17 protein-coding genes are annotated in these 20,379 nt (G+C 66.4%); 3 read left to right on the top strand and 14 right to left on the bottom strand.

The genetic code is table 11. The features are described from left to right. Positions 1-415: 415 nt before the first annotated feature. The 12 genes from BWR02_RS11170 to BWR02_RS11115 all read right to left on the bottom strand — a co-directional run bounded on the left by BWR02_RS11170 (position 416) and on the right by BWR02_RS11115 (position 17,728). Positions 416-1,660 (bottom strand): ABC transporter permease, encoded by a 1,245-nt coding sequence (locus BWR02_RS11170; RefSeq protein ID WP_162560111.1) that lies wholly within the window; start codon positions 1,658-1,660, stop codon positions 416-418. Further along, positions 1,653-2,459, bottom strand: coding sequence for an ABC transporter ATP-binding protein (locus BWR02_RS11165; protein WP_139557850.1), 807 nt, complete (start codon positions 2,457-2,459; stop codon positions 1,653-1,655). Before BWR02_RS11165 ends, BWR02_RS11170 begins: the two co-directional genes overlap by 8 nt. A 337-nt stretch (positions 2,460-2,796) precedes the next feature. Then, positions 2,797-4,785 (bottom strand): vWA domain-containing protein, encoded by a 1,989-nt coding sequence (locus BWR02_RS11160; protein WP_236102149.1) that lies wholly within the window; start codon positions 4,783-4,785, stop codon positions 2,797-2,799. Continuing rightward, the gene (locus tag BWR02_RS11155; protein ID WP_139557849.1) at positions 4,782-5,813 is read right to left on the bottom strand and encodes an SEL1-like repeat protein; all 1,032 of its coding nucleotides are present in this window, start codon (positions 5,811-5,813) and stop codon (positions 4,782-4,784) included. The genes BWR02_RS11160 and BWR02_RS11155 overlap by 4 nt, the downstream gene beginning before the upstream one ends. Before the next feature lie 44 nt (positions 5,814-5,857). Further along, positions 5,858-8,530 (bottom strand): putative virulence factor, encoded by a 2,673-nt coding sequence (locus BWR02_RS11150; RefSeq protein ID WP_236102147.1) that lies wholly within the window; start codon positions 8,528-8,530, stop codon positions 5,858-5,860. A 10-nt stretch (positions 8,531-8,540) separates the two neighbouring features. Then, positions 8,541-11,531, bottom strand: a complete 2,991-nt coding sequence (locus BWR02_RS11145; RefSeq protein WP_139557847.1) for a virulence factor SrfB — start codon at positions 11,529-11,531, stop codon at positions 8,541-8,543. 25 nt (positions 11,532-11,556) lie between these two features. After that, positions 11,557-13,128, bottom strand: coding sequence for an SrfA family protein (locus BWR02_RS11140; protein ID WP_236102145.1), 1,572 nt, complete (start codon positions 13,126-13,128; stop codon positions 11,557-11,559). Between the two features lie 176 nt (positions 13,129-13,304). Next, positions 13,305-13,712, bottom strand: coding sequence for a type II toxin-antitoxin system tRNA(fMet)-specific endonuclease VapC (gene vapC, locus BWR02_RS11135; protein WP_139557846.1), 408 nt, complete (start codon positions 13,710-13,712; stop codon positions 13,305-13,307). Beyond that, positions 13,709-13,945, bottom strand: a complete 237-nt coding sequence (locus BWR02_RS11130) for an antitoxin (RefSeq protein WP_139557845.1) — start codon at positions 13,943-13,945, stop codon at positions 13,709-13,711. The genes vapC and BWR02_RS11130 overlap by 4 nt, the downstream gene beginning before the upstream one ends. Before the next feature lie 99 nt (positions 13,946-14,044). Further along, positions 14,045-14,848 carry a hypothetical protein gene (locus BWR02_RS11125; RefSeq protein WP_139557844.1) on the bottom strand — a complete coding sequence of 268 codons (804 nt, stop codon included), beginning with the start codon at positions 14,846-14,848 and terminating at the stop codon, positions 14,045-14,047. A 151-nt stretch (positions 14,849-14,999) separates the two neighbouring features. Next, positions 15,000-16,889, bottom strand: coding sequence for a VWA domain-containing protein (locus BWR02_RS11120; protein ID WP_139557843.1), 1,890 nt, complete (start codon positions 16,887-16,889; stop codon positions 15,000-15,002). Between the two features lie 89 nt (positions 16,890-16,978). Beyond that, the gene (locus tag BWR02_RS11115; protein WP_139557842.1) at positions 16,979-17,728 is read right to left on the bottom strand and encodes a CYTH domain-containing protein; all 750 of its coding nucleotides are present in this window, start codon (positions 17,726-17,728) and stop codon (positions 16,979-16,981) included. Positions 17,729-18,029: 301 nt separating this feature from the next. Here BWR02_RS11115 and BWR02_RS11110 point away from each other — a divergent pair, with 301 nt between their 5' ends. The 3 genes from BWR02_RS11110 (at position 18,030) to BWR02_RS11100 (ending at position 19,544) form a co-directional block, all read left to right on the top strand. Then, positions 18,030-18,365: a DUF5684 domain-containing protein gene (locus BWR02_RS11110; protein WP_139557841.1), complete on the top strand. Its 336-nt coding sequence runs from the start codon at positions 18,030-18,032 to the stop codon at positions 18,363-18,365. Positions 18,366-18,433: 68 nt separating this feature from the next. Then, positions 18,434-19,093 carry an NAD(P)H-binding protein gene (locus BWR02_RS11105; RefSeq protein WP_139557840.1) on the top strand — a complete coding sequence of 220 codons (660 nt, stop codon included), beginning with the start codon at positions 18,434-18,436 and terminating at the stop codon, positions 19,091-19,093. A 91-nt stretch (positions 19,094-19,184) separates the two neighbouring features. Next, positions 19,185-19,544, top strand: coding sequence for a DsrE family protein (locus BWR02_RS11100; RefSeq protein WP_139557839.1), 360 nt, complete (start codon positions 19,185-19,187; stop codon positions 19,542-19,544). 99 nt (positions 19,545-19,643) lie between these two features. Here BWR02_RS11100 and BWR02_RS11095 read toward each other — a convergent pair whose 3' ends face one another. Continuing rightward, positions 19,644-19,997, bottom strand: coding sequence for a hypothetical protein (locus BWR02_RS11095; RefSeq protein ID WP_139557838.1), 354 nt, complete (start codon positions 19,995-19,997; stop codon positions 19,644-19,646). Next, positions 19,994-20,350 (bottom strand): hypothetical protein, encoded by a 357-nt coding sequence (locus tag BWR02_RS11090; protein ID WP_201276232.1) that lies wholly within the window; start codon positions 20,348-20,350, stop codon positions 19,994-19,996. The genes BWR02_RS11095 and BWR02_RS11090 overlap by 4 nt, the downstream gene beginning before the upstream one ends. Positions 20,351-20,379 lie beyond the last annotated feature (29 nt).

The raw sequence follows: 20,379 nt of genomic DNA, 5'->3' as shown, positions 1-20,379 counted from the left end.
CCAACACACCATGACAGAGCACAGCGTCGGGATGGACCCATTACCCGGACTGACTGCAGACTGAAGAACTCATCTGAGCCGGAGTTCGCCCCCGAAAATTACACCACCTTGACGGACGCTACCGCGTCACTAAAGTCCATTTTCGACGCCTGATTCTCCGCGGGATGCGTCCTTGCGCGTCAACTCGGAATTGTTCAGAGGTTCCTTAAACCTAGCGTCTAACGATGCGAGGAAAGGGCGGTTCGCCGCACACGGATCGCTGCTCCTCCCCACAGAAGTCATCCCGCAAGATGAACATAGACTTGCCCCCCCCAATGGCTTGACGCCGAAAACATAACACATCGCTGAAAAAATGCGATTCTCCTGTGCCACTAGTCGGCAAATGATGTTTCTCTATCCGCAGCACACCCCAACATCACCCCTCCCTCAACCCATCCGCCGGATCGACGCGCGCGACGGCGATGGCGCCGATTATCGACGCGGCCACGGCCAGTAATAGTGTCAGCAGTGCGGCCAAGAACCCATCGCGCAAGGCGAGCCGGCAGACGAATTCGTCGCGGCCGAGGTCGATCTGGAAGGTACGGTTAATCAGCTCGGCCGATACGGCATAGATACCGAAAGCGAGCAGCAGGCCACCACTCGCGATCAGCAGCGACTGCACCGCCGGAAAGACGGTCAGCACCCGCTCGCGGACGCCGATCAGGCGCAGCAGCGCGAGTTCCCGGCGCTTCCGGATCACGTTGGCCCACAGGCTCGCGGCCAGCGACAGCAGGCAGCCGGTCACACCGACTGCGGCGATCAGCCGGAACAGGAAACTCAAGGCATGATCGATCTGCTCGACCAGTTCAATGTCCCGGCTACGGGTCGTGACCTCGAAACCGGCCGCGCTCAGTTCCTGCGCCAGACCCCGCACGTCATCGAGGGTGCGTGCGTATAAGCGCAGCCGCGCATGCGGCGGCCGGGCACGTGGACCCGTGGCGCCATCGATCGCGCCGAGCTCGGGTACCGCGAAACCGTCCCGATACGCTTCGCAGGCTTCGAGCAAACCTAACGGCGCGAGTACCAGCTTGCCGGCGAACACGGATTCCTCCAGCACCGCGACCACGCGCAGCGGAAAGCGCAGCGTCTGGCGCTGCTGGCGGTAGACGCGGGCGATGGCAGCCTGAATCGTGTCACCCGCCTGCACCCCGAGGCGACGGGCCGCTTCATGGCTCAGCGCGGCCTCGCCAAACCCGATCGGCACCGGCTGACCGCTGCCGAGCAGCGGATCGCCGGGCGCGGTCGGCAACAGGTCGATGTCCTGCAGGGCCTCATTGGGGCCCTGCAGGTCCACGGTCGCGGCCAGCGAACGCGTGCTCGGTACCAGAAAGCCGACCTCGGGACGCTGCGCGAGCGCATCGACCCAGGCCGCATCGAGCGGGCCATTGAACTTCCAGACGATCTCGCGGGCGCGCGGGTCCGACTGCAGGCGCTCGGTCAGCGTGCCGACGATGCCCGACTTCAGCCCGAACAGCACCAGCAGCGGCGCCAGCACCGCGGCCACGGCCAGCGCGAGGCACAGCGTGACGCGCCACTCGAACCGGCAATCGTGCCAGGCCCAGGCGGCGGTGCACCGCAGTTGCCGGCCGAGAGTCGGTGAACGTACCAAGGGATCAGCCATTCGGTGGTTCGGAACCGGAACCCGTGGGCGAGGCCGGCGCGTTCGCCGCACCCGATCGCCCCGGCAGCGCGTCCGGAGCGGTCGGCGGCACATAGTCGATGCGACTCCCGCTGTGTTCTGGCGCTTCGTTCGGCTCAACCACGGCTTCCGGAAGCCCCAGCGTGCGCACCAGTCCCCAATCGTGCGAGACGATGACCAGCGCGATGCCGAGCGACGCGGCCAGTTCGACCATGCGTTGGCAGACTCGCAGCGCCTGAGGCGGGTCCAGCGCCGCGGTCGGTTCATCCGCGAGCACCAGGCGCGGCCAATGCGCGAAGGCCCGCGCGATCGCGACGCGCTGGCGCTCCCCGACCGAAAGCTGATGCGGCATCTTCGCGGCCAGCCGTTGGATCGCCAACCAATCCATCAGCTCGGCGGCGAAACCGTCCTCGGCCAGACCCAGCAATTGGCGCGACACCTGGATGTTCTGCGCGACATTCAGGAAGGGCAGCAGTCCGCCGGTTTGCAGCACGTACCCGATTTCGCTGGCGCGCAGGGCCGACAGTTCGCCATCCGCGCCACGCCGCCACCAGTCCGCGAGATCGCAGCGCGTCTCGTCGCGGCCACGGAACTCGAACACCTCCGCGCGATCGGGACGCAGCACCAGGCCCAGCAGATCGAGAAACGTGCTCTTGCCCGATCCGCTAGCTCCGATGACGGCCACGCAGGCGCCCGGACTCAGCGCGAAATGCTCGATGCGCAGCGTGAAGGCGCCGGGACCGCTGCCGCGCTGCCGTTCGACTCCGGCCAGATGCAGCATCAGCCCTTCACCGCCCCGCACGCGTGGCGGCGGGAGAGGAGCGGAAGGACAGGACCGTCCGCGGGCGGGACCACGCGGTCGAGCCTAACCGCCCATGCCGCAAGCGGCACCCCCGAACATGACAACCGGTAGGCCGGATAAGCGTGCCCTGAGCGGAGTCGAAGGGCGCAGCGCATCCGGCGAGCACTGTTGCCGGATGCGGCGCGTTGCGCCTTATCCAGCCTACACGGCGTTTTCGCGGTGAGGGGACGACTTGACGGCGTGTCCTCGCGGCCCGCTCCACTCCGGCAACCGGAAGGCAGCGAACCGTCACGATCCGGGGGCGGCAGCCCGGCAATCACGGCAAGGCGTCGATCGGCACCGGATAGACCGCTTCGCCCGGATCGCTGGAACCGTCCAGCATGATCCAGCGGTCGGTGTCATCGTGGTAGATCTGGTAATGGCGCAGCTTGCGCCGTAACCCGTCGAGAAAGTCCTCCTGCTGGCGCGCGCTGGCGCTCCAGGTTTCCCACTCGTCGGCAGTCAGGTGCATGACCTTGCTTTTGTAGGGCAGATCGTCCAGATATTCGCCGAGCAGCCCCAGATCCGCGAGATTCTTCGCCTTCGGATCGTTCAGCTTCGCCGGATCGCGCACGATGTGCACTGCGGAGGAGCGCAGCAGGTTGAAGAAATCGGCGGTGTCGTTGCGCTGCGACTCCTCGCCCTTGTCGAGGATTAGCTTGATCGCCTCGCTCAGATTGCTGAGTTCGTTCTTGGTCAGCAGCACGCGGACATCGACCGTCGCGAGTTCCGGGTGGGCGAAGTCGCGATCGGACAGCCACGCGGTGAACAGGTCGGGCACCTGGGTGCCCTTCTGCTGGCCCAGATAGGCGAGCTGCATCGCATGGCCGACCGCCAGCGCGTCGGCCTTGATCTGCTCGTCGGCTTCCTTGGGCTTGCCGCTCTGGACCGACTGGGCGCTGCCGGCCACGAGTTCGCCGCGAGAGGCGCCCTGCACCATCTGCACGACGGTGTCGGCCAGCGTGTCGACCTGACGCCCGAATCGGTCGACCGTCCCTGATTCGATCGGGTAGTACAGCGGCCTGCGCGCCTGCGAATGCTGTGTCAGCGTCCGGTACTGCTTCTCCGCGCGGGCATGATTGGCCTTCCCGGCCGGTGTCTTCAGATGCAGGCCTAGGACCGCGACGCCGAGTTGCGCCGCCTCGATCCGGACCTGCTCGGCGCCGAGTTTCGTCTCCGACAACTCGTCCCCGCCATCGATCGCACCGGCATCGGTGATCAGCACCACATAGCGGCCACCGAAGTCGTTCCAGTGGACTTGCCGCAGCGCCTCCATGACACCGGCGTAGGCGTCCTCTTCGAAGCGGGCACTGGAAACCGTGGCCGCGCTGACGCCGGCCACCTTGTCCATGAAATCCTTGCCGGACTTCACCTCGCCGGGATTCGCGTACACCTTGCTGACGTATTCCAGACCGGGGACGGCCTTGGTGCTGGACCGGAACCCGATCAGACCGAACTTGACCTGATCGGCCAGGCCCGCCTTCTCGATCTTCGCGGAAATCCGGCGGACCGCGTCGCGGGTCCGGTCGATATACGGCCCCATCGAAATCGTCGTGTCGATGACGAACACGACCGCGGCGCTGAAGCTGCGGATGACCGCGGGCGTTTCCTGTTGCCGTTTCTGCGCCTCGGCCGGGGAGGCATCGCCGGGCTTCGCGGTCACCGAGGCGACCTGCAGCACCCGGACGTTCGCCGGCGCGCTCAAGGCCTCGGCCTGCAGGATCGGGAGCAGATAGAACTTCTTCGACAGATCGACGTATTCCTTGGGCTCGACCGACACCACGCGCGGATCGGCCTTGCCCGACTCGACCGACTTCAGCAACTCCGCGGCCTTTGCGCCGGCATCCGGCGCCTTCAGCAGTCCCATAACACTGTCATGGCTGTCAAACAGCAAGGCCCGCGAACGGTTGGCCGGATTCGTGAAGGCCAGTGTCAGTTGCTGCTTCCACGGAATGGTCTGCGCCGCATCCAGCCAACCGTCGGTGTTGCCGCGGCTGCTGCCGCCGACTTTCACCCATTGTTTGCCGCCGGCGTCCTGGCGCTCATAGACATAGAAACGCGACAGGGCCACGACCGGCTTGCCGTCCGCGGCGCCGGGACTCGCCACGAGCTTCGCACCAGGCCGGGTCAGCACCCGTTCGTACAAGGTCTTCTTGCCCGGCAGCAGCAAGGGTTCGGCGGCGGCGGCCGGCGGGGCCGTGTAAAGACTTGTGGCCGCAATCAGCACCAGCACCGCGCACGCGAGCCATCGACATTGTGGTTTCACTTGAGCCGTTCCTCGCATTGCTTCAGGGCCTCGGCCAGACCCGCATCGCCCGGCGCGGCGGCGACCGCCTGCCGCAGCAGCTCGGCGCCATGACTCAGGAACGCGGGATCGCTCGCGCTGCCGCAGTACAAACGGCCGGCGCCCAGCTTGCCCTCGGCGTCCCCGGACCGCGCCGCCTCGTCGTACCAGTACGCCGCCGTTTCCCAGTCGGGTTGTGCGACCGGACTCCGCTCGGCCGCCCAGGTCGCGGGATCGTACATTTGCGCGAGCCGGACGTAGGCCTTGACGGCACCGAGACTGCCGGCTTCCTGGAGCAACTGCCGGGCCTGATCCAGCTGTCCGGCATCGGTCGCGCGGATCGCAACGGCCAGGCACGCTTCGCCATCGAGACCGGCGCAATTCCGTGGCGGGGTCTCGACCGGTGGCGTGACGGCCGCCTCGGGCGCCACTTCAGGCGCACACTCCGGACCGGGCAATCCGGGCACGCGGCAATCCCACCACAACCAGCCGCCGACGGCCGCCAGCAGCAACAAAGGGATCGCGGTCCACGCCACGACCCGCCATCGGCTGCGTTCCTGCTCCGGCGGCACCGGCTCGGCCGGCGGCACGACCAAGCTCTCGTCCGGCACCTCGTCAATAAGGTCCTCCGGCTCCGGCCCAAGTGCCGGCGGCGCGACCGGGACGGAAGCGGATACGAAGCCTTGCGCCCTGGAACTGAACAGCGGCCGCTGCAGCTTCAGCGCGCCGGCCTGCGGGCCGCCGCCGCACTCGACCGACAAGCGGCACATCACATGCTGCGGCTGCTCGACCAGTGCATCGACGATCTCCGGTCCGACCGGCAATTCGACCACCGTCTCGCTAGCTGGCGCGGCGCTCGCGACCGGATGCCAGGCCTCCTGCGCCTGCCAGTGACCTTCTCGCCCCAGATAGGGCAGCGCATCCTGATTGCGCTCGAGGCTGAACGCCGCGGGTACGGACCCCACCGGTAGGCCGGCAATCCGGAGCGTGCCGTAGCCTGGACCGCGCACGGCATCGTTCCTCAATTCGCTCCTGATCGCCACGTCTGCCCGCCTCAGCCGCTGCCCGACCCGCCGATCGTCGCGAGGATCTCGCCGAGGCGCAGATTCTGCTCGGGCGTGATCTCACGACCGGCGCGATGTCCGGCATTGCCGATCGCGAGCGAGGTAAAGGCCTCCAGCCAATCCATGATATAGGCCCCGGAATAGCTCAGTTCCTCGTCCGGCAACCCCGGCAGACTGCCCGTCGGGATCGGCGGTGGCGGCTCGAACACCCGCCGGCCGCCAAGCGGTGACTCGGGCCTCTGCCCGACCGGCAGCTCGACGGTACCGAGCCGATCGACGAACTCGCCCAGCAATTGGCGGACGACCATGACCTGCTGGTCGACGATGCCGATCCGGGTCGTCCCGCGCATGTCCTCAAGCGGCTTCAGCGCCGCGACCAGTTTCTGCTCCAGCTGGTGCCGATCCAGCCCGGTGACCAGCTCATCGGTAACGATGCGCGCGGCCTCCGCCGGCAATTCCAGATAATTCATCAGCTCGGCGGCGTCCGGCAGGCCGCGCAACTGGCGTATCCAGACCGACACCGCGGCCTTTGCGAAACGCTCGGCCCGCCCGCCCTGCTCCATCGTCGCGGCCGGCTCGTTCACCTTCCGCAGCGGCAGGTTGATCAGCGTCTTGCGCACCGGGGCGGGCTTCGTATCGGTGGTGTTGGCCTCCTCGCTGACACCGTTCTCGGCCGCGAGGTAAAGCCGACGCAGCAACTCGCCGTCCGGCTGCAGGCGGTACAGCAGTTCGCCGAAGCCGTCGGGCGCGTTCACGACCGCCTGATACAGACGCTCGGCGCTTTGCCGTTTTCGCTCGACCTCGCCGGCACCCTCACTCTGGAAATACGGCAGCAGCCTGTGTTCGCCGATCTCCTTCCGGACGGCGACGACCTGCTCGCCGATGCGGTCCCATTTCGCCTGCAGCTTGCAGACCGCGCGCAGGTAGTCCGCCAGCCGCTGCATGCCGCCGTCGTTGATGCCGAGCATCGCCTCCCAGGCCGCTACGGGATCGCGGACGTGGCGCACGACCGCCTCGCTGCCGACGAAATAGTCGCGTTGCTGCGCCAGCCGTTGCCGCTCCTCTTCGGACAGGAAACCCGTCTCTTGTCCGCTGGCATCGATCGTAAACGCGCTGCGCAGCATGCCGGGCTTGCGGACCAGAAAGACATTGTCGAAGGGCTTGTCTTCCGACCAGGCCTGCAGCCAGTCCGATTGCGCGAAGCGTTCCAGCAGCGTGATGTGGATCATGTTCGCCCATTCCTGCTGTTGCTGGGCGACGGTCTGGCCGGGCTTGGGTTCGAGCCGCCGGTCGAGCTGCGTGATGACCCAGACCAGCCCGGGCGGCCGCGTGCCGCGCAGCGCGGGACTCTCGCCCTGGGTGCTGTGGACCCAGGTCGACAAAGCCGGCGCGAGCGAGGTCACCTCGATCTGGCTGTCGCAACGCGTGCACATCAGCAGCACGTTCATTTCCTGATCTTCGGTGTAACGCTCGAACAGGTAGGCGACCTTCGCGCGCAGGATCAACTGGCCGACCGGGTCCACCTCGTCCCGTTTCAGCTGCTTCCGCACTTCATCGAGATCGCTGATCTCGAGCCGGCCGCGGTAACCGGGAAAATCCAGCAGATCGATTTCCTCGAGCAGGCCGATCACCGGGCTGTCCGCCAGCTCGAAGCGGATTTCGGCCGTCAATGCCGCCAGCACCGGGCGCGCGATACGGGCCTCGGCCACCACCTGACCGTCCGCGGCCGGCCGCACGGCGATCGTCTCGGCGTCGTCCCGTCCGAGCCGGTCCAGCACGTCGACATTCAGGATGCTGTCCGGCCGCCAGGACAGCGCATCGCCGGAACCAGCGACCAGAGCTTCGAGCGGCGCATAGACGACGCCGGCATGCGCGAGCTGCTGCAAGGCATTCCGCAGCGTCAGGTAAGCCCGCGTCAGATCCGGTATCCGGCCCCACAACACCGACAACAGCTCGGCCCGGTGCTCCGGCGCAAGATACGGCGCGAGTTCGAGTACGCGCGGCCAGTAGTCGCTGCGCAGCGGCGCGAACGACTTCCCGTAGCGCCGCTCGAAATAGTCGATCAGGTCGACGACGGCGTCGCCGTCGAGCCCGCCGGTCGGCGCCGGCTGGCGGAAGCGTTCGACCTGGGCCAGCAAGGCCCGCAGCGAGTCCTGATCGGTATCGAAAGCGACCCGCTCCCGATCGAAGTCGTTAAAGAAGCTGTTGCCGAGAATCTTGACGAGGTCCGCCTCGGAGAACAGCGTCAGCGCGACCGGATGCCCCGCCGGCGCACTGCCCGGCCGGCGTGTGAAGCGCGTCACCAGCCCGGTCGCCTCCTTGCCCCCGCCCGGCGGATTCAAGTGCCCGATGAAATCGACGCGCTGCCCATCCAGCAGCGTTTGCAGCCGCCCGTCGGCGGCCCGCGCCAACGACGAGATCAGATAGGACTTGCCGGCCTGCGACATGCCGAACACACCGGCCGAGAACGGCCGCTGCGCGGCAGCACCGAGACGGCGCGCCAGATTGCGCGAGCGCCGCAAGGTCTCGATCAGCCCATCCGCCTCGCGGTCCAGACGCTGCGAGTTGCTGCGCACCGCGGCCACCCAGTCCAGCGCGGACCCGGCGCCGTCGTAAAGGGCCGCGCATTGCGCGGAGAGGCTTCGATCGTCCCAGGTCGTCACTGCGATGCCCTCACCGGAGTATGCTGCCGGTATCCAGCCAGTAGCTGCTTTCGCCGATGCCGACCGTGGTCAGCGTATTCAGCTTCAGCAGCACGTCGCGCGCCGGATTCAGCGCGGTGCCATAGCTGGTCACGGCCGAGGCGACGCTGAAACTCTCCGGCCCGGAGCCGCGCCGCTGATCGAGTTTCAGGCCCACCTCGATGACCGCGGGCGCGCTGCGGTCGACATCCGCCAGCATGCGTTTGGCCTTGTCGCTGAGATCCACGACATACAGCGGCGTCGCCGGCCAGCGCTCCGACGCGAGTTGCCGGAAGCCGAGGATCATGCGTGCGCGAACCTCGAACGGTGTCTCGGGCAACTCGTATTCCTCGTCGTCCAGATTGATGTCGCGGTAATACACGTCGGCATTGCGCAGCACCAGATTCTGGTCGATCAGCCCGAGTTGCCGCACCGTCGAATAGACCTTGAACGCGTGCGCCAGGAAATTGAAGTTCGGGATGCGCCGCGCGCCGCCCACCTTGCAGATCATCGCGCCGACGACGGCCGTGGTCTTGGGGTCGCTGATCCGCCCGTCGCGGTGGAACGGGTACCAGACCCCGGCACGGTAGCCGTGCAGCGGCACGATCCGGTCGGGCGGCAGCGGCAGCAACCGCCGGAACAGGGCCAGCACGCCGGGCATGCACGACGGGCGCCCGCTCAGCAGCAGCACGTCGCAGTGGTACAGATGGACGATCTCGCACAGGGCGCGCATGGTCTTGCACAGCTCGAACTGGTCCTCGAGAAACAGCCGGTGCAAGCGGTGCAGATCGAACGCGACCGGTACCGAGAGCAGATCAAAATCGGCCTCGCGCGGCCCGACGGCCCGCCGCACGCCGAGCGCGAAGTGCGCGACGACATGGTCCGAGGGCCGCTCCGCGGCGCTCAAGGCCTCGCCGATCTTCAACACCCGCGGTTCGGTCGGCTGGGTCGGATCAAAACGCTCGTAGGCATGCAGCAGCTTCAGCCCGAGGGGATAGAACACCTCCAGCGCGAGCCGCTGGCGCGAGGTCCGATCCTGTACCGACAGTGTCTCGGCGCCGATCAGTTGCGACAGCAGCGCCGGCGGGTCGCCGACGCCGTAAGCGCGCAATGCAGCCTCGATCGCCGGTACGACCATCTTCTGGATCACTTCCAGCAGCAGATCGTCGCCGGCGATCTTGAAGCCGTCGCGGAAGCGCTGCTCCGGCAGGATGTAGACGTTCGCGCCCTGACCGTGGTCGAGGCGGTAATCCGCGACGACCAGATCGGTAGTGCCGCCGCCGATGTCGATCGACGCGAGCGTGATCGCCTGCCCGGCCCCGGACGAGTCGCGCCGCCGCAGCAGCCGGAAGAAGTCCTCAGGCCGCCCGCCGAAATGCTCGTGGATCTCGCTGAACAGATAAACCGCCTGGGCGCTGGTCGCCTCGTCCCAGTCGGTGTGGATTGCCGGGAACGGCGGCCAGGCGGTCGACGCGCCGGCGGCATCGATCGCGTCGATCGCATCGTCCTCCGGATGCCAGCCCAGCGCCTTCCAGACCAAACCCATGGCCGCCTGCAGCCGCCGCGCGAAAATCCGGCGCTCCGGTTTCGGCATCGACGGCGGCACGGTGATGATGATCGAACGCAGATGCCGCGGCTTTTCCGGGTCGCCCTGCTTGATGCGCTGCGCCGGACTGTTGATCTGGCCGAGCGCGTGCACGAGGATCTCGGACAACAGGAAGGTCATCAGCGAGCTGCGCGAGTATTTCGGCACGAAGACCGGCATGCGCTCCTCTTCGGGCAGCTCGTGCAAGGCCTCGCCGCGCTCGTTGATCAGGTTGCTGTAAGGCGCGCCGGTCGCATGCGGTTCGATGTCTTCCTGATTGAACGCGACATTGAAACGCCAGCCCGGCTCGTAGCGATCGTCGTCCCACAGATAGCGCTTCGGGCTGGACAGCCCGGTCGAGCCTTCGGTGCCGCGCCGATGGTTGGCCAGCCGCGCGGCCTCGCGGCCGACGCGCGCGATCGTCGGCCAGACGAAGGCGTCGTTGCGGCCGCCCTTGCAGGCCAGATGTTCCTTGCCGAGCAGGGCCTGGGCGAACTCGACGCGGCTCTCGAAGGGTTCCTGATAGACCTTGTGCGGCTCGGACAGGTCGCGAATCGTCAGCTCGTAGCGGTTTTTCAGCCCGTCGTGCTGCTGCGGATGCTCTTCGATCAGGATGCCGCAGGTGCGGCTGTTGCCGACGTCCAGCACCAGATCGACCGGTATCGGCGCGTAGACGTCATCCGCCGCATTGCTGCGCACGCGGATCTGCGGCAGGCGGAGCCGGGTCGCGATCAGCGTCAGGAAATTCAGATAGTGTGCATGGTGCGCGAACTGCTCCAGTTCGGTCTCGATGTCCTCGGCCGGAATCCGCAGGCGCCGAGCGGCCTCGTCACGGTAGACCTCCCGCAGCCATTCATCGACCCAGGGCTGTTCCGGGAACCACGGGCACTCATGCGCCCGATAGGCCAGCTGGAAGCTCGCGCCGGTCTGCACGTCCGCCGGGGTCGGCGCCAGATAGGCCGTGTCGTCAGGGCGATCCAGCACGTTGGTATCGAAGGCCAGCGTTAGCCGGTGGGTGTGGCCGCGCAGGTCATCACCGGCCGCGAGCCGGACGATGCGTCCGCGCGCCCAGGTGGTCGGGCCGTCGTCGAAACGGCGCTGCGCACCCGCGCGCAGGAATGGCAACGGCACCCAGCAGCCGTCCAACAGTTTCAGCGAGTCGTCGACGCTGGCGCTGAAGCGCGGCTTGACGACCGCGCCGGGATCGGCCGGATGCACGAAGCGTTCGCGCCGCTCGTCCCATTCCAGGCGCGCCAGCGACTGCTGACTGCTTTGCAGCGCGAATTCACCGGGCGGTTCCTTGCGCAGATCGACCGACAGCCCGAAATCCAGGAACTGGACGCCGCTGCGCATGATCAGCGTCGCGTTGTCGGAGAATTCGACCAGCTCGCTCAACATCCCGGGAAATCCTCGCGCGCTCGCATCACTGCTTGTTGATCCGGACCTGATACGCGGAACCGTCCTGGTTCCTGCCCTGGCATTCGGCGCGTCCCTGCGGGTTCGTCGCACACTCGACCGCGGAGCGCTGGAAGCGCGTCCCGTCGGGGCAGCGGATGTCGTCGGCCTGTTCGATCATCAGCTTCGACCCCTTGAACGAGGAACGCACGGCCGCGCTACATTCCTGTTCCTTGCCGCCCGCGCGATGCCGCAATTTGGCGGTCCCCTGCCCCTTGGCGAACTCATACTCCAGCCGGACCGGGTTGCCTTCAGCGTCCTGCAAGCCGGTGACCGACTGCCAGCGACCGTTCATGAAATCGGTCGAGCCCGTCTTGGCTGCATCTTTGGGGATTGTCAGCGGCGCACCGGCAGCACCGTCCGGGCCGGCCGCGCCGCCTGGGCCAGGCACTTTCGGTGGGGTCTCCCCAGCCGATTTATCGTCGGGTCCAGGGTCCTGCTTGCCGGCGGGATCGCCCGGCGGCTCCCCGGCGGGCTTCTGGTCTTCACCGGGCTGATCGGTGGTCGGCGGTTCGGTGCCTGCCTCGGGCGGTTTGTTCGGCGGTTCGGGTTCATCCACGCCCGGTATCTCGGCCTCCGCTCCGTCAGGCTTAACCTCGCCTTCGGCGCGGTCGGACTCCGTCGTCTCACCGGTTCGGTCGACGACAGTGGACTCGGTCGTGGACCGGTCGAATACGCCGCGGCGATGGATCTCATCGATGACGGTCTCATCGGGGGCGGTGTCGACCGGTGGCTCCACCCCATCGGGCTGCTCGGGCTTCGTGGTCTCATTGGGTGCGACGGTCGGTTTGTCCGCGGCGGGCGCGAGCAACTCGGCGCCGGGGATCCACGCCGGGATGCAACCCCTGAGGCCAAACAGCAGCGCGCCGAGCAGCAGTAGCCCGAGCAACAGCGGCAGCAACCACCACGGCCAGGGCCACCAGCGGAAACGCGAGGTACTGCGCTCCGCTCCCTCACCTAGTGTCTCAGCGGCTACCGTGGCAGTGGCGGCATCGCCGCCGACGTCCAGCATCGCCAGCACGTCCTGGTAGTCCGGCGCATCGCGCGCGACGAAACCCCAGAACGTCATGACGGGGCGGCCGTCGACCAAGTAGACGTGATCCTCGCCCGGAATCCGGGTCGCGAGTTCCAGCAGCCGGCCGAAGACCTGCTGCTCGCTGTTGTCGGCATCCTGCAGGAAGCGGCTCTTCGCGCTCAATTCCTGCTGTGCCGCGAGCAGGCAGGCTTTCGCGTCCTCGCGTTCGGCGGTCGTCGCGGCCGTCCACGGCACGACGCTGCCTTCGCGCGGCGCATACCAGTCGATCGTGTCGCCCTTGTCGTCCTGCTGCGGAATCGCGAAGAAATCGGCGAAATCCGCCCCGAGTTGCCGGCGTATCGCGGCGCGGAGCTGCGAAGCGGCACGGTAGACCGGGTTGCCGGTCGCACCGAGCGGCTTGTACTGCTTGACATTGCCGGATCTGAGCAGCGCGCCAGCCATGTTCGCTTCCTGAAATCCCTCGTCGGCTACGATGGCGCCCGGGTGCACGGCCCTCCGTGTCACGGCGCTGTCCGGATTGTAGCAAAGTCGTATTGGTGCCCGGCTTCGGAGGCTTCAAGCCCTGCGCCGTTCACTCTAAGGGGGGAAGACGACCGGGCGCGCAGAGGATTCGCTGCGAAGCCTGATCGACCAATTGGATCGTAAACAGCACACTGATAGCTGCCTTCGTATCGGCGGGTTCACGGCAACTCCCAGTCCTCCAACTGCAATCCTTCCACCCGTCCGAACTCGTGGGTGTTGTGAGTCACCAGAACGGCAGCGAGTGATCGAGCATGGGCGGCGATCAGTATGTCGTAATGGCCAATCGGCTGACCCTTCCGCGCCAGCGCGCAGCGAATCTCAGCTGCCTCGATGGATTGCTCGTCGCTCCAATCCAGCACCTGCACATACTTGAGGAAGTGCGCCAGATTGGCTCGGTTCCTCTGCTGTTGCCGGGAATTACACACCCCGAATTCGAGTTCATAGCGGACGATCTGCGAAATCGTCACCGTTTCCGGCGGCATTCCTAACAGACGGTTTCGAAGAGTTGGCGGACTCCCATTGATGACGCCGATACACGCATTGGTGTCGAGCATGTAATGGATCATTCCAGGGATTTCCGGGGCGTGTCGGCAGCCAGTTCCTCGGTGATCTCGAAGTCATCGCTGAAGCCGCTTAGGCCTTCGGTAAACCCTTCCCAAGACAGCATCCGCGGCGTCAGTATCAGACTGTCGCCGGAGCGACTAATGAAGACCTCTTTCGCATCCAGGCGAAATTCCTTGGGTAGACGAATCGCCTGACTGTTGCCGCTCGTGAAGACTTTCGCAGTGGAAGTTGCCATAGGTGCTGCTCCCATTTTGTAAACACAAAAATATATACGCTAACCGATCAGAAATGACCAGCCCCGGTCAAATCGGCGCAATTGCCGGCGCCGGTTCGATTACGGCGTCTTACAGCTCTGAATCAGTCGCCCGAGCTGCGCGGCCAATTCGTCCCGCCGCCCTACCAGCAACTCGCGTTCCCGCTGCAACGTGGCGACCTGATCCTGCAGCGCGCAGTGCCCGAGACTCGTGGCTAGCGCACTGTGCCGCTCGATCAGTTCGCGTCGGAGGCGCTCGCCCTCCGCGCGTTCGGCCTTGAGCAACGCGACATAATCGGGCCCCCACGGCGGCCAGCGCAGCAGCGAGAAATGGAACGCTGCCCACCCGGCGACACCGAGCAGCAACAGCACGGCCGCCGCAACAACCGTCCAGCGGGCACGACGGCCGGGCGCAGACACAGCGGCGCCCGCGTCAGGTTCGAATCGCGGCAGCACACCATAAGCCCAGAAAATCACGACGGGCTGACCGCCGACGACATAGATCGCGTCGTCGCCCGGGAATGCGGTAGCCTGCAGCAAGGCCGGCGCGTCGGTGCATTCCGGGTCGAGTTCGGGTAAACGGCGCGCCAGTTCCCGGATCGCTTCCAGCCGGGTGTCGAGCACCCGGCGGACCCGTGGCTGCTCGGGCTCGGGGAGATCCAGCAAGCGCTCGGGCTGACCGCCCAGCGGCGTGAACCAGTCCAGCTGGCTGCCGTCAGCGAACGGAACCGGTTCGGCCAACACATTCGCGACCGCGGGCGACAGATAGCGGCGAATCAACCCGTGCAGCCGCTTGAAGCAGGCCGAGTCCGGAGCCGCGACTCCGGCCGGCAAAGCATAGGCATCGACCGCCGTGCGGGCGATCCGACAGCGCGCCGTCGTCATGGCTGTCCCTCCCGATCAGGAAACACCGACCGACCACCGCGGCATCCCACAGGCACGCGCCGCAAGGTACCGGGCCCGGCCATCGCCGCGCTGCCGACGGCACCCCAGGGCGCCGCTGCCCAAAGGCGTGTTCGATCCGTGTGGGGCGGTCTCATTTGCAGTGCGCCGGCTTCTGCGCGTCACTCGCGGCGCGCTTGACCAGTTGGTCGAGGGGCATGCCGGAGCGAGGCGTCAAGACATTGCCCCCGGTCAGGTTCGCGATGCAGTTCACCGCGCCATCGCCGACGATGTCGACCACATTGATCTTCAACTTAGGCTTGGCGGCCTTCAGCGAGGCCGCGGCCGCACACGAATTGCCGCCGCAACTGTCCTTGCCGTCCGAGACGACCACCATGACGGCCGGCGCCCGGACTCCATCGACCCGGCGGGCCGCCTGCAGCAGTCCGTCGGCGAGGGGGGTACCTTGTTGCGGCGTCAGCCCGTGGACCGTTTGCAACAAGCGGCTGCGTTGAGCGTTCTCGAACAAACCGTAGTCGGTGGCGCGCGGGCAGTCCTCCAGCACCGCGAGCGCCACGTCGACATCCGCCGGCAGCGACTGAACGACGCTGGTAACCGACTGTTGCGCCGACTGCAGCCGGGTCGGCCCGTGCGCGGTTTGCATGACCATCTCATACGCCGCGGCGAACGGAGCACACATCAGCGGCCCCATTACGGCAACGCAAGCCTCGAACGCCGTGACCGCAGCCGCGCTGGCGCTGTCGAGTACCGCCGGTGTCCGCATGCTGCCGGAGGCATCCAGCACAATGGCCACATCGGGCGCATCCTCGGGCGGACGTTCGCCCGGACAGGGCGGCAACGCGCCGTGCTTGGCTTCCGGCGGTGGTGGGGGCGGCTGCACGGGCGCGGCTGGCGCTGCCGGGGTTGGAGGCGCCGCAGGCTCCGGTGACGAAGGCTTGGCCGGGGCAGGCTCAGGTTTGGGCTCGGGCAGCGGCGGCGCGACCGGGGCGGGCTTCGGCGGCGGCTTCAGTGGAGCCGGTTTCGGTGGGGGTGGCGGCCGGTTGCAGGCTTCCCGCTGATCCTTCAGCCGCGCCCGTAAGCTCTTGAGTTTCGCCTGCAGGCGCCGGTGCTCCGCACGGGTTTCGGCCAAGGCCTGATCGCGACACGTCGCGGCCCGCTTGGCCAGGTTCGCGCGCAACTCCTGCAATCTTGCCGCCAGCTCGCGGGCTTCCGTCTGCAATCGCATGGTTTCGGCCTGGGCCGCGCAAAAAACGACTCGGTTCCGGACCTGCTCCCGCAACTCGGCGAGTTGCTTTGACAGCACGGTTCCTTCGCTATGCAAACCTTCGAGCGAGGTCTGCAGCGCACAGGTGCGCAGGGCTTCGGCCAACTGCCGTTCACGCTGCAGCAAATCGCGGCGCAGCTGTTCGCCCTGCCGACGGTCTTCCGCGAGGAGCGCGGCGTAGTCGGTCCTATCGAACAGCGGATCGAGCAAACCGAAATACCAGGCCGCCCCGGCCAATGCGGCCATCACCGCGCTGACCAACAGCGCGATCAGCCAGAGCCGTGTCGGTGCCGGGCGCGGCGCCTCGGACGGTGTCGGCACATCGGGCGGCAGCGCACCATACCCCCAGAATATGACGACCGGCTGTCCGTCGACCACATAGATCGCCTCCTCCGACGGATAGGTCGTGGCCTGACGGAGCTTCCGAGACAGCGCCTCGGACCGGATCACCGCGGGACGCGCCGCCAGCGACCGAATTGCCTCCAACCGGTCGCCGAGCAGTTTGACGGCCTTCGTTCGCGCCGAGCCGGTCAGTGTCCGCAGCGGAACCGGTTGCCCTGCCAGGCTCGTGAACCAGTCGACATAGCCCGCCGCGGCGTTCTCGACCGGTTCGGCCAGCACGCTGACGACCGTGGGCGGCAAATGGCGCCGCAGGACGGCATTGATCTCGCGATAGGTCCCCGCATCGGGCCGCGGCACGCCAGCCACCAGGGGATAGGCGCCGATCGCCGTCCGCGCGAGTCTGAGGCGATCGGCCATTCCGTTCGCAACCGGCAGGGGTCAGCGGAGCCGGGCGCCGGGCCGCTGGCGACAGGCCCCGCCCGGGCGCCGCTGACACCGGCACCGTCTCATGGTTTGAGCCGGCTGGCGTAGTAGTCCAGGGCCCAGCGCGTCTTGCTCTGCTCGTCGGCATCCTGCTGCGCACCGACCTCGGCAATGAACGCCCTGAAACCGCCGATCGCCGCGGCAGCCTGCACGATCGACGCCTTGATGGACAGTTCCATCAATCGGTCACCGTCGTCGCGCTTCCACAATTCGGCGGTGATCTCCCAAGGGCAGCCGGGATCCATGAATTGCCACCGGTGGGCCTTCAGCGGCCCCAACACGCTCAGCGAGTCGTAATCGATCTTGCGGTCTGCCATATCCGTCAGAAAGCGCTCCTGTTCCTTGCTGAACAGCTTGGCGATGGATTTGTCGCCGGTGGCCACCTTCTTGATCAGGCCCTTCTCGACCGGCATCGTGAACGATGCCGACTTGACCACGCCCTTCTCGCTGGCATCGGCCTCGATCTTGAAGCCCCGATGCTTGCACCACTTGGCCGGGATCTCGGCCGGCACGACCGGCCGGAACTTGATCGTACTGTCGTGTTCGTCGCCGACGATCCGCCGGGCGCGGGCAATGATCCCGTCCTTCAACAAAGTCAGGCCCGGCGTGTCGAAGAAATAGATATACCGCTCCTCGTCGTTGTCGACCGTCAGGCGGTAGTGGGCCAGCGCCGCGTCGATCTGGTGTTCGGCCACAGTGGCCTTGATCTCGATCGCCTCGACGCCGGAGACCATGCTCGCGACCTGGCCTGCCGTTGCAGCTGTCTCTTTCATCGTTCACCTCCAGTACCGGGTTGCGGATTCGTCATGCGGACGTGCATTCGGCAGGAACGATGATAACGGGTCCATTCCCAAAGGAAACAGCACGGCGCCATTTCGCTGCGTCTGCCAGCCCCCAAGTCGGCAACGCTGCTGTCGCAGGACTTGGACGGCGCCAGGTCGTTCCGGCACCGGATCGGCGTGGCGACCGAGGGTTCCAGGCGGCGTCGGCCAGCCGGCCTTTGCCTTGAGTTCAGCCGTGTCCGTCGGGTATCGTGACCGTATCGTCCCGCAACCGGTTCACTGAATTCCCGCCATGTCGGATTCCATAGGCATTCTGCTGATCATCATCACCCTCGCCGGCGCCTGGCAGGTTTTCGAGAAAGCCGGCCGCGAAGGCTGGGAAGCCATCATCCCGATCTACAACATCTACGTACTGACGCAGATCACCGGACAACCCTGGTGGCTGCTGGTGTTGTCGCTGACACCGGTGGTAAACGTCTTCGCGACGGGCTTTCTTTATCTGAAGCTCGCCCAGCGCTTCGGGAAGGAGTGGCCTTACCTGCTGGGCCTGCTGCTGTTGCCGTTCGTGTTTTTTCCGCTGCTCGGCTTCGGCGACGCGCGCTATTCCGCGCCGCCGCCCCTCGCCTGATACCGGATTCGGGCCCAACTGCTTCGCCTCCACCAACGACCTCAATCCCCTGCACGCGATCACAAACCATGCCGTCAACTGCCCACCAACACACCACCGTACTCGTCGCCGGCGCGACCGGGGTCGTCGGGCGCGAATGCGTCAGATTGCTGGCCGCCGACGAATCCGTCGCGGAGGTGCGGGCGCTGGTGCGCCGCAGCCGTCCGGATGCCGCGACAGTGCCGCGGGTTCACGACTGCGTCGTCGATTACGAACATCTCGACGCGAGCAGCGCAGCCTTCCGCGTGGATCTCGTCTTCTGCGCACTGGGCACGACCCTGCGCGACGCCGGCTCGCGCGAGTCCTTCAGGCGAGTCGATTTCGACTACACGCTGCGCGTGGCCGAAGCGGCGCGGGCCGCGGGCGCCCGGCACCTGTTGCTGGTCAGCGCCGCCGGGGCCGATGCCGGGTCGCGGTTCTTCTACAACCGGGTCAAGGGCGAGCTGGAAGAAGCCGTCGTTCGACTCGGTTATCCCTCGGTCACGATCGCTCGGCCATCCCTGCTGATCGGGCAGCGCAGCTCGATGCGCTTCGGCGAAGAACTCGGCAAGCGGCTGGCATGGCTGCTGCCGGAACGATGGAAGCCGGTTTACGCCGCCAAGGTTGCCCTGGCGCTGGTACGAGCAGCACATGAGGACGTGCCTGGGGTCCAGTTCCTGGAGAACCCCGCGCTGCGCGCCGCCACCTGACTGCCGCGCAGACCGACCTCCGTTTTCGGGTGGACGACACGGCGCGGTGGAGTATCATCAATCCCTGATACGTCAAAAACACGGAGGCACCATGAAGACTTTCATCATTTCCGGTAGCCACGGCACCGACGACCCGACGATGGCCACGCTACCGTTCATCGCCGCCAAAGCGGCCAAGGAACAGGGGCACGACGTCGTGCTGTGGCTGTGGAACGAAGCCGTCGTGCTGGGCCGCAAGGGCGTGGCCGATCATGTCATCGGCGTGAACCTGACGCCGTTGAAGGACCTGCTGGCCGCGGTACAGGCCGCCGGCATCCCGATCTGGGTCTGCGGCGCCTGCGCCGTGGCCCGGCAGGTCGGCGAGGGGGACCTCGTGGCCGGTTCGACCATCAAGGGCATGCCGGACTACATCGCGGCGGTGCTGGAGCGCGACAAGAGCGTGATGTTCTGAGCCTGCGGCGCTGCCCACCGCCGCTTGCGCCAAGCCTACCTGCCGAGATCGCTGACGGCATCCGCTCGGCGCACAGTTGGACGAGAGAATACGCTGCGATCAACGAGCAGCCAGCGGCCGCTTCCGGGGATAGGCCGTCGCTTCCATGATGGTCCAGTAGGTGGTGCCTACGTAGCCGTAGGCCCACTTCTCAGTCACTTTCACATCGGCGATCGCGTCGTAGCCCGCTTTCTCGAGCAACTCCTGGTATGCGCGCTTGAGACGTGAATTCACGTTAATGGGGAACACCCAATAGAATTGAAAGCCACCCGCCTCGGCACTGATTTTCCGACCCTTGGTCAAGTCGACCTGGCTCACGTCCGAAATGCTGTCGATCTTTACCGGTTCGCCAGTGCAGGCCTCCAAAGCAAATGCCAACGCCAAGCACCCAAGGGCGCGCGTCATAACGTTCATCGCCGGGCCTCCTGGATCGCATCACCGGTCACCGTCATGCAATGACTGGACGCAAGAACCCACCAGTACCAGTCATCCTGCAACTCGACACGTATTAGCCCCGTCGCCCCCGGAACCGACTGCAGTGCCGCGCGATAGGCCTTCTCCACGCGCTCGTTCAACCCAAGCGGCACGACGTACAACGGTGGTGTCAGGATACCGAGCGCGCCACAGGCATGGCCTATTGCTCTGCCCAGAACTCGGTAGTGTGCCGGTGGGAGGGGAGCCAGGTTGACGGGTTGTGAGCTGCAGCCACTGACGATCGCCAGAAACAGGGCCGCAATTCTATGGGGAACCGACGGTATGGTGCGCATGGAACCCTCCCTTAGCATGGTGCCGTAAG

This window comes from Methylotetracoccus oryzae, from assembly GCF_006175985.1.
Lineage (GTDB): Bacteria > Pseudomonadota > Gammaproteobacteria > Methylococcales > Methylococcaceae > Methylotetracoccus > Methylotetracoccus oryzae.
This window is presented reverse-complemented; position numbering and strand designations above follow the sequence as displayed.